The following is a 14,820-nucleotide window of genomic DNA, read 5'->3' as shown; positions in this document are numbered from 1 at the left end:
GTGTATTGGACTTTCCATCCTCAATGAATGGAAAATAGAGATGCTTCAATTATGTACCGATCTGGAGCGTCTCCTATATAGTCAAAAGGATAACAAGTTGTTAATGTTAATGTTGGCTCACTTTTTTCTACAATAACTGTTCGATCTTCTGAATCTGTTATCCAATGCTTGTTAATTTCATATGTATATGTTTTATTTTCATATTCTACGATAAGTTGGTCATTTTCCTTTAATTCACCAAGCTCGGTAAAAACAGTATCTCTATGTCCACTTAAAACTGTATGACCATTTCCAGATGGTGTAGTAGTTAAGTCACTAACAAACATACCTACACCCTTTTTTAGTACTTTATCATCAGCTCCCCAAAATATAGAGTATTTCTTTTGTATTTTAGGGATAATTAAATATGCTACTTTATCTCCTAACTGATGGTTTACCTTTGAAGCGGGAATTTGTACAGGTTCTTCAGGTTGTAATGAAGTGTCAATCTTTGTCTCTGTCTCTGTTTGATTGATGTTTTGCGTTTCATTTTCTTTAGAAGGTGTGGAGGTCTCATATTGTTTAGCCTCGTTAGTTGTTAACGACTCTGCTGATTGTCTAGCACTATACCATTCTAGAAAATAATAGGAAAAGATAGTAAGTCCAATAACAGTTAAACATAAGCCTATCCATTGTTTTTTATTCACTTTTATCACTCCATTTGAAAACGACAGGATTTCTCCTGCCGTTTTAAGGAACTATTTTATGCGTTTGTCTTTTTACGACGGAACATTAATACAGAACCAGCTAATGCTAATCCTAAGCTTGCTAACATCATTGTAACACCGTTTGATGCTGTATTAGGTAATTTTTCACCTTGTTTTTTCGTTTCTTTTTTCACAACTGTATTAGTATTTTTCTTTGTTTCTTTTGCAGTTGTTTGAGGCTTATTTTGTTCTTGTTTATTATTTGTTGTTTGGTTATTTTGTTTTGAATTCTCTTGCTTAGTGTTTTCTTGTTTAACAGGTTCTTGTTTAGTGTTTTCCTGTTTAGTATTTTCTTGTTTAGGTTGCTCTTGAGGTTTAGTAGTTTCTTTATTTTCTGTTGTAGTATTTGTGCTCTTTGGATATTTATAATCTTCACATGGAATGCCGTCTTTATCATTATCTAAACGGTGTGGATCATTTCCAACACCATATCCATTTTGATCCCAGAATGCTTGAGCATCTTGTTGACTTTTAAAATGACCACAGTTTTTTGTATCATTAGGACTCTTAGCTGCAAATGCAGAAGAACTGTACCCCACTGTTAATAGTGTTACCGCTGTTGCTGAAGCTAATAATTTTTTCATAAATTTCTTTATCCCCCTAAATGGTATGTATTTACATTGAAATATTTTACATTTAAAAATCTAAAAATACAATAATAATTTGTAGATAAATGTAAGATTTCTAGATAATAATACCAAACTATTAATTCATATATTGTCATATTATGTCGAAAGAAAATAAAAAAAGAGCCAAAGCTCTCTTTAATAACTAATACTAACCATAGTCACTATTCTCACAGTAATATGAATTTGATTTATCACAACAAATATATGTTGTTTGTTGGATAAATAATGGCCTTGATGAGGCGTTAACTGAAGTGGCATTTAACCTCCTCAAATAAGAAAGTCCTTGTATCTCCCTGGTGTTAATCTAATTGTTTGTGGAGTTGTGGATTTAAATGTTCTACTAGTCAATGTGACGAACGCAGCAAATACAAAGCTAAAGCTAAAACTAAAACGAATAAGAGTCTTAGTGTGGTTAGTTGTAAAATTTTCAAATAGAGTAATTGTAGAGTTAGGTGGAATTTCAAGACTTGTAAGGTTAGTTTCTGATCCGAAAATTGTACAGGTCTCTATAAAACTGTTGGTAGAGTTTGAAGAGTTACATGATTATCTTTATTGGAATCAAAATAAACTTACACATCCAAACTATTGATAATAGCTAATATTTGATGGACTGTCCATTTGCCATTAATCCTTATATTTTCTTTCGCTATACCTTCTTTTTTAAACCCCACTTTTTCTAATACACGAATAGATGCTATATTATCAAGCATCGCTCCTGCTTCAATTCTATGTAGCTTTAATTCCCTAAAAGCAAAATCTACAACAAGTTGAAGAGCCTCTGTTGTATAGCCCTTTGCATTATGCTCCTTATCTAAAGTGAATCCCGTATAACAGCTTTGGAGGTCTCCCCTAACAATTTGAGTTAATGAAATGTCTCCAATCAGTTTATCATTTTCTCTTAAAAAGATTCCAAAAGGGTATACTTGCCCTTCAGCTGTCTTTTTTAGAGCTTGTTCAAGACGTATTTTTTGATGTTCTTCTGTATAAAAAACTTCTGGGAGCAACGGACAAACTCGTTGAAAAAATTCACGATTTCTAATATGTAAGTTAGCTAACTCGTTGGCATCATCAGTTTTATAAAGCCGAATATAAATGTGCTTCCCTACTAGTTTCATAACATCCCTCCAACATTTTTATATGTCTAATGAGGCAAAAGTATACCGTATACTTTATACAGTTGGCTATTGTCAGGAATCATTTTGCACGAAAGAAAAGACACTCCATATGAGTGTCTTTTCCAATAGTTTTTAGCAGAAGCAAGAAGCTCCAACGATGATTAATAAAATGAATAACACAACTAATAAAGCAAAGCCTCCCGAGAAGCCACAACCGCCACAACTACCACCATAACCCATAATAGTTCCTCCTTTAGATAAGAGGGGAAAACTAAGGTTCACTCATGTATTTTAATGGATTCGTTTCATCTTATGTTTTTCCGCATTGATTGAGCAGGTCCTTTCGAAAACTATTCACATATTAACTATATTTTTAAAAATAAATAATTTAACTATATCAATAGATAGATAAATTAATATAATGTATTAACCCTAAAAGAAGGGAGGAATAGCCATGCAATTAGTTTGTTTTAAAATAGTAAGTGGTCAATATTTCTTATTTGTAGAAGGTATTCAAATTCCTGTACCAATTCCAGCAGTTGCTGCAGCTTTATTAATTGGTTTAGGAGTAATTCCACTTTGTTCTTAATGTAAAGAATTCGGACCATTCCTATCTTTCCATTGGAAAAGCCTCAAGTATATGAATACTTGAGGCTTTCTTTATATCAGAGAAAAAACACCTTACAGCGCTTGAAGATCTCCTGATTTAATTAATGCGGCCGTTACATCATCACCGAAAGTATTGAGACAGAATACTTGCTCGTCTACCTTATCCATCACTGTAGCTTCACCTATCACGCCACCTTGAAGTTTAATAAAATAGTTATGTTCTTCTACAATTTTACTAAAATCTCTATTTGCCCATCTTTCAGTAATTGCTAATAGCTCTTCTTTGTTCTTGAAATTGTTTCCGTTTAGAATGTTTCTTACTTTCTCTGCATTCTTTTTGGACATAGGGGTTGCTCCCTTTCCTTCACACGCTTTTACTTTTTGATGAGTCATGCTATGCATAGCTGAAATAACTTCTTCTTCAGTAGAAGTTACTGTAATGTGAAGTTGTGCATTTGAACCTTTCACTTCTGCTTCATTCGATAGTATGTCTTCTTTATTAACCTCTGCAAAAACATGGTCCTCACTCTTAAGCGGGACTTCAGCAAACTGTAATATTCCATAAGTCATACCAGTTGCAAGTACTACTCCCCCTATAATAGATGCTAGCCAATACTTTAGCTTCTTATCCATCTTCATTTCCCCCGTCTTCGTTTACATATCTTAACTAAAGAATACCATATTTAATTCCTTTTTATTGAAGAGTCTCTAATTTCTACTATTTAAAAATATTCTCATCGTCTAATGTAATACGATATAATCATTTTATAATACAAAAAAAATCATATTCCCATTCCCTATTTTTTTGGAGGTGATTGTCTTGAATAAAAACATCAATCTACTTCTTCAAATAATAATTGGAATTATAATTATGATTGCACCTATTCTCATAACAGGATCTATATACGATGTCACTAAATCATTTGGTGAACTATTAGTGGCAGAACTTATTATAAGAACACTTTCTCTCATTATTGGACTTTTAGTTATTAGCACAGCTTTGCATCGTTATTCTCAATAATTATTCATATTCAAAAAATACAAATATTTTACATACCAATTCTTATGTATTAAGACATCAAAAACAAGTGTTACGAAAGAAATATAAAAAGACATCTTTACCTCTTAAAGATGTCTTTTTTATTTAAATCTTAATTCTCGTTCTGTAAAACCCTCGCTGCCTTTACTCCCTCTTTCTCTTCTTTTAAAAACAACGATACGATAAAAGCAACAATGATAAAGACTAACCCTAGTGCAAATGCACCTTGGAATCCAGACGTTAAACCATTTAACTTCTCTACTGGGTCCATTGGATTTGCGGAGCTTTCCATATAGCTAGCTGTTCCTGAAGACATTTTCGAAATAAAGATAGCCGTACCAATTGCGCCAGCTACTTGTTGCAGTGTACTAAACAGTGCTGTTCCGTGCGGATATAAATCTGGTGTTAATTGATTTAAACCGTATGTTTGTGCTGTCATGACAAACATGAGTCCAACCATTAATACGCTATGCATGACAATAATTTGTACCATTGATGTATCAGGAGTAATGCCTTTAAATAAGAACATTGCAATTCCTACTAAGACAATGCCGGGAACGATAATAACTTTCGGACTAAATTTATCAAATAGTTTACCTGCGATTGGTCCCATTATGGCGCTAATAACACTTCCCGGAAGCATGATAATTCCTGATTTAAAAGCTGTAACGAGTAAAACGGTTTGCAGGAACATCGGTAATAAAGTCATCGTTGAAAATAACGACATCATCACAATGACAATTAATCCAACTGATAATGTAAACATCGGAACTTTAAATGCTCGTAATTCTAAAATTGGATTCTCAATTTTCAATTGTCGAACGACAAAAATACATAATGAGATAAGCCCAACAATTAAAGTGCCATACACTTTTGCATCGGACCATCCTAAATCACCTGATGCACTAAAGCTATACACAAGCCCGCCAAATCCGAGTGTCGATAAAAGGATAGATGGGTAATCTACTTTTGGCCTTGTTAACTCTGAAACATTTTGAATGTACCTCATCCCAATCATAATGGAAATGATCACGATTGGAATAACAATATAGAATAACCAGCGCCAATTTAATGAATCCACGATTACTCCAGATAATGTAGGGCCAATTGCTGGAGCTGCCATCATTACAAGTGCGATTAATCCCATTGTTGCACCACGTTTTTCAGGCGGACAAATAATTAAAATCGTATTCATTAATAACGGTGAAATTAACCCTGTCGCTACCGCTTGGACGATACGGCCGACTAATAAAACGGAAAATGTCGGCGCAAATCCCGCAATTAATGTACCAGCTAAAAACGTTACCATAGCGATTAAAAACATTTGCCTCGTTGTGAGCCATTGTTGAAGTAACGCTGTAATCGGGACTAAAACCCCAACTACTAACATGTAAGCTGTAGAAAGCCATTGAATCGTTGAAGCTGTTACGCCAAATTCTTTCATTAATACGGTTAACGCATTACCAAGTAACGTTTCGTTTAATAATGCAACCATTGCCCCTAGAAGTAATGCAATTAAAATGGGGGTATGTTTCAAATTAGAAGTATCAACTTTGCCACTTGCAGGGCTCTTAGTTGTCATATTCATTTACAAATTCTCCTCCTGTTTCTTACTAAAAAACGATAAATATACCTAAACACATGTAATATAATATACATATGTAGATTAAAAAGGGAGAATCAATTTTCAGCCACTGTATATTTAATCTACAAAAAAGGAGAATTGTAGATGAACGATAATGAAAAACAACTTGATTTACGTATTAGACGTACACATAAATTACTATGGGATTCCTTATTTGAATTAATGACACAATCAAAACAGAAATATAGTACGATCACAATTAACCAAATATGTGACCGTGCGATGGTACACCGAACAACCTTTTATAAACACTTCGAAGATAAAGATGCTTTATTAGCATTTGGATTTAAACGATACAGCAAGATGATTGCTGAAATACCGGTTTCAGATCGATTAAGTAAACCATTTCAAGTAATGGAACAATTTCTACATCATGAAGAAATCGGTAAAATATTAGAAACACAAATGTCTGATGAACAATTTATTAACCGGACACAGTATTTAAGTCACGAAACGAGAAAACAAGAAATAGAAGCGTTACATCAACTACGCAAAAATCATACGATGCCAAATGATCTAATCATTGAATTTTATTCAGGGGCAATCACCTCATTAAGCGCATGGTGGTTTAAAAATGAAAGGAAAGTTTCTGCGGCTGAAATGGATAAGTATCTCCACCAACTTATTAATCGGGATATTTTTCAGTTTGAAGAGGAATAAGACTACACCTTTTCAATCATGCAATAAAGTGAAACTTTAATCAGTGGGGGGTTTTGTTCATCCCCCACTGATTATTAGTTGAACCAATCGGGCTTTTACGGACAGCCCGACCCCCACCTAACTTCTTTGCTTCCACTGAATTTTGAGGTGGGGGTCTTACTGCCCGTTAAAGCGGGATCAAATTGACCAAAAAATAGGAATATGATATATTTTCCGTAGAATACTATATAAGTATGACATCAAATAAAATGACATATAATAAAAGGAAGAGATGCGCTCACATCTCTTCCCTAACTGCTACCGCTTAGGGTGGTGGTTATTATAAGCTATTTCTTTTTGCGGAACCCACCCTTTTGCTTGTGACGGCGCGGAGTGGGTTTTTTGTTGTCCTTATCCAGAAGTTGCTTCCGCAAAAAATACGCTGAAACTTCGCGCACAGTCGCTTTCAGAAACTCTTTTACAAGATCAATCAAAAACTCCATATTATCACCTCCTTTCCTTCCGAATAGAAAGAAGGGATAACCATCCACCCTCACAATATGCAGTTGCATATATTTTATCAAATGATTGTAAAGATATTATGTAAACAAAACAAATGAAATTTTGCATAGAAAAAAAGCCCTTCTAAACCGGGCTTTTCTATCACCATTATTTAGCGATTTTCTTCAAATCCGAACTTTCTATAAGTGAAAGCATATCTACCTTTTATTAAGATGGACCATAACCAATAAGATGAGCAATTATAACTGCTAGTAAACCGATTGAGTATTCAATTAGAATTAAAGGAAGAATCCACCTTGCCCACCTTGTCCATGAAATTCCTGCAATTGCTAATCCAGCCATTAGCGTACCACCTGTTGGAAAAATAATATTTCCAATACCATCGGCGAATGAAAAGGATAATACAGCTGTTTGGCGTGTAATGTCCAATAAATCTGCAAGTGGCGCCATGATAGGCATTGTCAACATCGCATGGCCACTACCTGATGCTAAAATAAAATGAATCGCTACTTGGAAGTTGTACATTCCAACAACACTTAAAAAAGGAGACACATGTTTCATTTCTTCCGATACTTGATAAAGTAGTGGGTCTATAATATGCCCTTGATTCAATACAACTAAAATAGCGCGTGATACACCAATGATTAAAGCGCCACCGATTAAAGATGCCGATCCTTGTGTGAAAGATTCTACAGTATCATCAAGAGATATCTTGCCAAGAATTGCAATGATTATAGTTAAAATAATAAATAAGGCTGCAATTTCTTTTATATACCACTCGTACTTAATAACACCAAATACAAGAATAATATAATTGATTAAAAAGGCCGTTAATATCCATTTATGTCTTTTTGTTAACTCTACTTTTGCTGTTAGTAAGCTGTCTTGCTTCTTTGTATCGAATTTTCCGTAAATTCCGCTTGCAGGATCCCTCTTTACTTTCATAGCATGACGATAGACGAATGTAACCGCAATTACATATATGACTACGAATAAAATGAGGCGGAACCCCATCCCCGAATACATAGGAAGACCCGCTATCCCTTGTGCCAGCCCAACTGTAAACGGATTCATAATTGCCGTTGTAAATCCGACGGACGCTCCTACTAGTACCATCGCAGTCCCTGTTATCGTATCAAATCCAACCGCAAGAGCTAGCGGAATAAATAGAGGTACATACACTAAAGCTTCCTCAGCCATCCCCATTAATGACCCGCCAAGTGCAAAGAACAGCATGATAATAGGAATCATTAACTTTTCACGGTTAGCAAGTTTTTTTGCCATCGTTGAAACAAGAGCCTCAACTGTACCGGATGCCTTTAATACACCAAAAAAACCTCCGATAATAAGAATAAAAAAGATAATATTAGCAGCTTCTACCATCCCTGTAGGAATAGATTTTACCGTATCAAAAAATCCAAGTGGCGTTGATTCAATCCACTTAAATGAATTTGGATCTACTGTTGTATACCCATTTTTTTCAATCTGTTCATATTTTCCGGCCGGCAATATATGTGTAATCACAGCCGCAATAACTAACAAGACAAGTAACATTGCAAATACGTTTATTTTCCATTCTTTTCTTTCCTTTTTTCCTTCTGGCTCGAATGAAACTGCCTTCTCTGATACTTGACTCATATACCAATCCCCTTTGCAATAGAATGAAACTTTAATCATCGGGGGTTTTGTTCATCCCCCAATGATTATTACTTTTACAAGCAGCCGGCAGTCTGGTTTCCCCACTACCATGACGTACCAAGCTATCCATCAATTCTTTTATTTATAAAACGCTAGGATTTAACTACCTTTTTACTAATTTCATTTACAAATTGGTTAAATAAACGTTGCTGCAAGACATCCCTTTCCGACATCATTTCTGGATGCCATTGAACCGCTGCTACATAACGATGAGCCTTCGATTCAATAGCCTCTATTACACCATCAAAGGACCATGCGCTCGCCTCAAAATCTTTCCCTAATGTTTTCACTGCTTGATGGTGAAAAGAATTAACCATTAAAGATTTTTGGCCAATAGCCTCATAAATTTTTCCCTCTTCCAGAAGATCTACGGAATGAGAGCCTTGCCATTTACGGAACTGTTCTCGAACATGGAAATATTCTGGTCCCATCTCGTGCTCTAAGTCTTGATAAAGAGACCCACCAGCTGCAACATTTAACACTTGTAATCCTCGGCAAATTCCTAAAATAGGAATATCTTTTTCTAAAGCCTGCTTTGCCAGATTTAATTCAAAATTATCTCGTTCTTCCTCTACAGTACCTATATATGCTTTTGGAATATCACCGTAATAAACAGGATTGATGTCCGCGCCACCAGCCAATAACAATCCATCTAATTGATTAAGTGTGGACTCAATTTGATCAACTTCCTCAATTGGAAGTAGCACAACCGTTGCACCTGCCCTTTGAAGGGAACGGATGTAATCATAAGAAAAGAGAGCCATATCTTGACCTGGTAGCCCTCGCAAGCCCTCCTTCCCTATTTCACTATGATCAACATAATACCCAGTAACACCAATTAGTGGTTTCATTTTCTCTCACCTCATAATTTAAATGGTTTCGTTGTCTTTCTCTGTTGAAATTGTATACTCTTAACCTCCCTTTTCTAGCAAGTGGTAAAGAATTAAATATGTAAATTATGACTCTACTCATTTCCCTATTTCTTTACACACCATTGATATAAGCAAATATCGTGCCAACATCGAAATTAAAGTGATTATTTACATATTTTTAAATATTTTGTCGTTTTATCGGTGTTTACTATGTTGAAATGTATTATAATTGGTTATTAATTGGTTACATAACAACCAATTAATAACCAACTTTAGACCAATTACATTCAACTAAAGAGGTGCTCTATGAACAAATTTAAAACCAACCACATTGTATTGATCACCGTTTTAAAAGAAACACGAAAAGCCCTACATCAACAACTAACGGAGATGGTAGGTGATCTCATAGATATCGAAAGTTTTTCTGTAGAAGAAAGTATTCCAAAAGTATTTCATTCTACATTAATTGTATTACCGAATACATTTACGATAGAAACGGTGAAAGACTTTATTGGGGAAAACTGCGAAGTAATAATAGCAAAACGAACATTAAATTATGAAAACGTGGACCAGCTTTTATTTTTACCAGAAGGAACACAAGCTCTATATGTGAATGATAATCATGAAACAGTATACGAATCAATTGAAACGATGCGTCAATTGGGGCTAAACCACATTGAATATTTTCCATACTATCCTGGAAAAACGAATATACAAATGATCAAGCTCGCAATTACACCTGGCGAACTTGAAATTATCCCTGACTTTGTAGAAAAAGTAATTAATATTGGTCATAGATTAATAGATATTACTACAATCATGTCCATTCTAGATCGATTTCATTTAATGGAGGAATCAGGTAACCACGTTTCTGAAAGATACTATCGAAAAATAGTAGATTTAACAAAAAATTTAGCTAAAGCTCATCGACAACTGCATCAAGTAATTGATGGTGTTGGTGATGGCATACTAGCTATTGATTATGAAGGAAGAATTGTTGTCTTTAATGAATTTCTGGAAAGCATGCTGAAAATAAAAAGTAAAAATGCTATTGGTCATCCGATTGATGCCATTATTGATAATATTGATTTAGTAAACTTCATCCTTTCAAATAAACAACAAGAAAGCGGAATATTTGTTGTAAACGGCTCGGATGTAATAGTAGAACGCCTACATATAAATGATCAATCGATTATTGTTACTTTTAGAAATGCCCTTAAGACCATCGGGTTTGAACGGAAATTGAGAAAAGAATTTGTCAAAAAAGGTTATGTAGCAAAATACAACTTTCATAATATCGTTGGGATTAGCTCTACTATTCAAGACACGAAACAAATTGCAAAAAGATTAGCTAAGACTGATTTAACTGTATTAATTGAGGGTGAAAGTGGTACCGGAAAAGAGTTGTTTGCAAGTGCTATTCACAATGCTTCCAAGCGAAATAGCGGCCCTTTTCTTGCTGTTAACTTCAGTGCTTTATCGGATGATTTAGTCGAGAGTGAATTATTTGGTTATGAAGACGGAGCGTTTACCGGAGCAAAAAAGGGCGGGAAAATGGGACTATTTGAACAAGCAAATGGTGGCACTATTTTTTTAGATGAGATTGGAGATATTAGCCTGAAACTTCAAGCACGACTCCTTCGAGTATTGCAGGAAAAAGAGATTATGCGCGTTGGAGGAAGCCAAATTATCCCGATAGACGTAAGGATTATTGCAGCAACCAATAAAGATCTGCTAAAAATGATTCAAGAAAATATGTTTAGAGAAGACTTATACCATCGGCTTAAAGTACTCTTTATACACCTTCCAGAATTAAGGGCGCGCCGAAATGACATTGAATTATTGGCTAAACATTTTGTTGCGCTATCGGACCCTAAAGTCAAAATTGAACAAGAACTAATTGAAGAACTGCAAGGATATCCATGGTACGGAAATGTAAGAGAACTTAAAAATACGATAGACTATATGCTTGCTGTCCGTACCGGAAACCAAATAACAAAAAATGATTTGCCTAATCAACATTATTTTCAAAAGCCTCCACATAAGAAAACAAATAGCGACCAAGCCGAGAGTATAACACCCTTTTCTTCAAGTTCAAACGCTCTTGATCAAGAATCACTTTTCATCCTTACCCTCATCATGAATTATGAAGAAAAAGGAAAAGCAATCGGAAGAAGAATTATTTCTGAAAAGAGCCAAGAAGTCGAAATAAACTTATCTGAAGCACAAGTGAGACACCGATTGAACTTCCTAAAAATGAAAGGGTATGTGGAAATAAAAAGAGGTAGAGCAGGGATTACTCTAACAAGAAAAGGTTTAGAAATACTACATAATCTTTAGTCAAGGTTAAGATTTTCAGATACATAGAGGCTGTTTTATAAACAGCCTCTTTCTTATGCAGTAAAACGTCGATAAATTTAAATTAAAAATATTCAGAATTAATATTAAAATATAAAATGGGGATAGGGGTATGGGATTCTAAAATTTATACATAACGAGGGAATAGAAATGAAACTACAATTAAAAGCGGATTTAGGGCTACTACTAGTTACATTCTTTTGGGGTGCATCCATCTTACTTACGAAGGTTGGACTTGAAGGCATAGAAGAATACAACTTAATCGCATTACGATTTATTATTGCCTTTCTTTTATCAGGTTTAATATTTTACAAACATTTATTCAAAATCGATTTTAAAACTGTAAAATATGCATTTATACTCGCTTCTGTCTTATTTATCGTTTACATTTTCGCGACTTTCGGTACAAAGTACACGAGTGTTTCTAACGCTGGTTTCTTACTATGTCTCACACTCATTTTCATTCCGATCTTATCAGCTATATTTTTAAAACACATTCCGGAAAAGAAAGTGATAGTAGGAATCTTTTTAACGATAATAGGAATCGGCTTATTAACATTAACGAGCGAATTCAAGATCGGTAATGGCGATATATTTTGCATACTGTCAGCCTTATTTTATGCGATTCACGTCATCATTACTGGCAGCGTAACGAAACATGTGAACTCCATTGCACTTGGAGTCATACAACTCGGCTTCGTCGGCCTATTTAGTCTTATTTTTTCATTCATTATCGAAACACCAAAACTGCCTAGCACAACCAACTCATGGCTCATCATCTTAGCCTTAAGCATATTTTGCACCGCAGTCGCATTCATCGTGCAAGTAATCGCCCAGCAATATACGACGCCTACACATACCGGGCTTATTTTTTCATTAGAACCTGTCTTTTCAGCTGGTTTTGCTTTCGTTTTTACAGGGGAAAGGATACTTGGGTGCGACACTTATATTAGTGAGTGTGTTGATTGCGGAGGTGGATTTTAAGGGGTTGTTGAGGCTTAATTATAAGAAGAATATGGAATAGTTATTTTGCTAAAGTACATAAACATACCCCGAAAATATTCGTTTGTATTATTTTCACCCTCTTACCTTAATTGTTTTAGATGCTGCCTTCGAATAAGTTAGCATCTAAAACATGTTACAAGGAATTATTATATTTATGTAGCTTGCATGGTTAACCTTTTCTACATTACTTACTGCACATAGTCATACAGATTTTTCGCTAACAATAAACAAGTTACTGTAATGAAAAGAGCACGAACATACCCGCTTCCTTTTTTTATAGCAAACTTAGAGCCAACGACTCCTCCAGCAATTTGAGCAATCCCCATTATAAAACCATACGCATAGTTTACTTGCCCCACATACATAAATATCAACAATGCACCAACATTACTTCCTAAATTAAGAAACTTCGCATTACCTGCTGCTTTTAAAAAATCATACCCAATAAATAAAAGAGCGAACATTAAAAACGAACCTGTGCCAGGCCCTAGAAATCCATCATAAAAACCAATAGCAAAAATAAAAAAGGTAAAAATAATGACGTGTCGACCAGATAATTTCTTATGAGTAGAAATACTACCCCAATCCTTTTTAAATATTGTATAAATAGCGACTGCACCAAGCATTACCAGCATCAATGGCTTCAGTACTTCTGGGTTCATTAAATGAACGGTCCATGCACCTACTATAGAGCCTATGAAAGTGATTGGAAATAATTTTAAAGCCGATTTCAAATCAAGATTACCAGAACGATAAAACACAATATTACTAGTTGCACTTCCCATTGTCGATGCTAATTTATTCGTGGCTACTGCACTTGCCGGATTCAGCCCTGTAAATAATAAAGCTGGTAAGGCAATGAGTCCACCACCGCCTACAACTGAATCTATAAATGCAGCCACAAACCCAAAAACAATCAAAATAATTAATATAGATGGGTCTAAATACAAATCCATACGAGTAGCCTCCCCTTTAGTCACTATTGTAATAGTAACTATCAATTTGCTAAATGTAAAGAGTTATTGTAACGTTGAAATATAACAGCAAACATCGGAGGACGAAAAAGTGGACTACATAGTACAACAGCTTAAAAAAATTGGTTTTAATGAATATGAAGCTAAATCTTATGTATCTCTTGTGAAACAGGGGCCTGCTACAGCCTACCAAGTGAGTAAGGATTCAGGGGTCCCAAGAGCGCGAATTTATGAGATTTTAGGTAACCTTGTAGAAAAAGGAATTGTCATGAAGGAAGAAATAAATGACACCACTCGCTATTCACCTCTACCTGTTGAAATCTTTTTACAGAAAGCTCAATCAGAATGGCAGTCTACTTATGAAGGAATAAGTGATTCATTAAAAAAACTAGAAACTTCCGAGGAAAAAACGGATAATCGAGTAATTACTTTAAAAGACAATAAAACAATCATTAGCTATTGTCAGGCATTAATAAAAAAAGCAGAACGGCGTATTGTCATTTCAATGTGGAATGAGATGTATGAAGCGTTAAAAGAAGATCTATCTGAAGTAGCTGATAAAGTTACAATACAAGGTATTACCCTGCATGTTGAAAATCCCATTAAAAATCTAGAAGCCCACCGCATAACACCTTATACAGAGACCTTGTCTACAGAACATTGGTTTATTGTATCGATAGATTCTAAAGAGATGATTTATGGACCATCACTTGAAGAGCGTAATATTGCTTTTTATACAGATGACCCCGTTCATATATACTTATTAGAGGATTACGTATGGCATGATGTTTTAGTAAATCGACTTGTCCGACGTAGCCAAGATGACTTGCAGCAATGGATTACTGCAGAGAGAAAGTCTTTCTTTATGGGGAAATGAGAAGTATATTCAAGAGCAAATCAAAAAATTTGCGTATTAAACCTAACAACTTCCCCTTATAAAAATAGCCGACTATTATGTAATAGTCGGCT

The 14,820-nt window shown here is 34.9% G+C and carries 15 protein-coding genes and 1 pseudogene; 6 read left to right on the top strand and 10 right to left on the bottom strand.

From position 1 onward, the window contains the following. Nucleotides 1-20: 20 nt before the first annotated feature. The 4 genes from NST86_RS05030 to NST86_RS05015 form a co-directional block, all read right to left on the bottom strand. Nucleotides 21-686: a class D sortase gene (locus NST86_RS05030; RefSeq protein ID WP_227593395.1), complete on the bottom strand. Its 666-nt coding sequence runs from the start codon at nt 684-686 to the stop codon at nt 21-23. A gap of 56 nt (nt 687-742) precedes the next feature. After that, entirely contained in the window at nt 743-1,330 is a 588-nt protein-coding gene (locus tag NST86_RS05025; protein ID WP_227593396.1) for an excalibur calcium-binding domain-containing protein, read from the bottom strand. Nucleotides 1,331-1,944: 614 nt separating this feature from the next. Further along, the gene (locus NST86_RS05020) at nt 1,945-2,490 is read right to left on the bottom strand and encodes a GNAT family N-acetyltransferase (RefSeq protein WP_227593397.1); all 546 of its coding nucleotides are present in this window, start codon (nt 2,488-2,490) and stop codon (nt 1,945-1,947) included. Between the two features lie 132 nt (nt 2,491-2,622). Next, nucleotides 2,623-2,730, bottom strand: a complete 108-nt coding sequence (locus tag NST86_RS05015) for a YjcZ family sporulation protein (RefSeq protein ID WP_000540375.1) — start codon at nt 2,728-2,730, stop codon at nt 2,623-2,625. A 214-nt stretch (nt 2,731-2,944) separates the two neighbouring features. Between NST86_RS05015 and NST86_RS05010 the strand changes: the two genes are divergently transcribed. Beyond that, nucleotides 2,945-3,079 (top strand): hypothetical protein, encoded by a 135-nt coding sequence (locus NST86_RS05010; protein ID WP_001177693.1) that lies wholly within the window; start codon nt 2,945-2,947, stop codon nt 3,077-3,079. Between the two features lie 92 nt (nt 3,080-3,171). Here the strand turns inward: NST86_RS05010 and NST86_RS05005 are convergent, their stop codons facing one another. Then, complete coding sequence (locus NST86_RS05005) at nt 3,172-3,732, bottom strand: PRK06770 family protein (RefSeq protein WP_000358641.1); 561 nt, start codon at nt 3,730-3,732, stop codon at nt 3,172-3,174. A 187-nt stretch (nt 3,733-3,919) separates the two neighbouring features. Between NST86_RS05005 and NST86_RS05000 the strand changes: the two genes are divergently transcribed. Beyond that, on the top strand, nt 3,920-4,120 hold the full coding sequence (locus NST86_RS05000) for a hypothetical protein (RefSeq protein ID WP_001038824.1): 201 nt from the start codon (nt 3,920-3,922) through the stop codon (nt 4,118-4,120). Between the two features lie 130 nt (nt 4,121-4,250). Here the strand turns inward: NST86_RS05000 and NST86_RS04995 are convergent, their stop codons facing one another. Further along, nucleotides 4,251-5,726 carry an MDR family MFS transporter gene (locus NST86_RS04995; RefSeq protein ID WP_227593398.1) on the bottom strand — a complete coding sequence of 492 codons (1,476 nt, stop codon included), beginning with the start codon at nt 5,724-5,726 and terminating at the stop codon, nt 4,251-4,253. A 141-nt stretch (nt 5,727-5,867) separates the two neighbouring features. Here NST86_RS04995 and NST86_RS04990 point away from each other — a divergent pair, with 141 nt between their 5' ends. Beyond that, nucleotides 5,868-6,443 carry a TetR/AcrR family transcriptional regulator gene (locus tag NST86_RS04990; RefSeq protein ID WP_001970441.1) on the top strand — a complete coding sequence of 192 codons (576 nt, stop codon included), beginning with the start codon at nt 5,868-5,870 and terminating at the stop codon, nt 6,441-6,443. Between the two features lie 326 nt (nt 6,444-6,769). Here NST86_RS04990 and NST86_RS04985 read toward each other — a convergent pair whose 3' ends face one another. The 3 genes from NST86_RS04985 to NST86_RS04975 form a co-directional block, all read right to left on the bottom strand. Continuing rightward, nucleotides 6,770-6,925 carry a hypothetical protein gene (locus tag NST86_RS04985; RefSeq protein WP_002169017.1) on the bottom strand — a complete coding sequence of 52 codons (156 nt, stop codon included), beginning with the start codon at nt 6,923-6,925 and terminating at the stop codon, nt 6,770-6,772. Between the two features lie 226 nt (nt 6,926-7,151). Then, on the bottom strand, nt 7,152-8,582 hold the full coding sequence (locus NST86_RS04980; RefSeq protein ID WP_016117322.1) for a YfcC family protein: 1,431 nt from the start codon (nt 8,580-8,582) through the stop codon (nt 7,152-7,154). A gap of 152 nt (nt 8,583-8,734) precedes the next feature. Continuing rightward, complete coding sequence (locus NST86_RS04975) at nt 8,735-9,493, bottom strand: gamma-glutamyl-gamma-aminobutyrate hydrolase family protein (RefSeq protein ID WP_340933258.1); 759 nt, start codon at nt 9,491-9,493, stop codon at nt 8,735-8,737. A 327-nt stretch (nt 9,494-9,820) separates the two neighbouring features. Between NST86_RS04975 and NST86_RS04970 the strand changes: the two genes are divergently transcribed. Further along, the gene (locus NST86_RS04970; protein WP_340933256.1) at nt 9,821-11,854 is read left to right on the top strand and encodes a sigma 54-interacting transcriptional regulator; all 2,034 of its coding nucleotides are present in this window, start codon (nt 9,821-9,823) and stop codon (nt 11,852-11,854) included. Nucleotides 11,855-12,022: 168 nt separating this feature from the next. Then, nucleotides 12,023-12,896, top strand: a pseudogene (locus NST86_RS04965) (DMT family transporter). A 169-nt stretch (nt 12,897-13,065) separates the two neighbouring features. Here NST86_RS04965 and NST86_RS04960 read toward each other — a convergent pair. Continuing rightward, nucleotides 13,066-13,833, bottom strand: a complete 768-nt coding sequence (locus NST86_RS04960; protein ID WP_025966954.1) for a TSUP family transporter — start codon at nt 13,831-13,833, stop codon at nt 13,066-13,068. Nucleotides 13,834-13,942: 109 nt separating this feature from the next. Here NST86_RS04960 and NST86_RS04955 point away from each other — a divergent pair, with 109 nt between their 5' ends. Continuing rightward, nucleotides 13,943-14,728, top strand: coding sequence for a TrmB family transcriptional regulator (locus NST86_RS04955; protein WP_340933252.1), 786 nt, complete (start codon nt 13,943-13,945; stop codon nt 14,726-14,728). The last annotated feature ends 92 nt before the right edge of the window (nt 14,729-14,820 follow it).

This window comes from Bacillus sp. FSL L8-0199 (assembly GCF_038005705.1).
Taxonomy (GTDB): domain Bacteria; phylum Bacillota; class Bacilli; order Bacillales; family Bacillaceae_G; genus Bacillus_A; species Bacillus_A cereus.
This window is presented reverse-complemented; position numbering and strand designations above follow the sequence as displayed.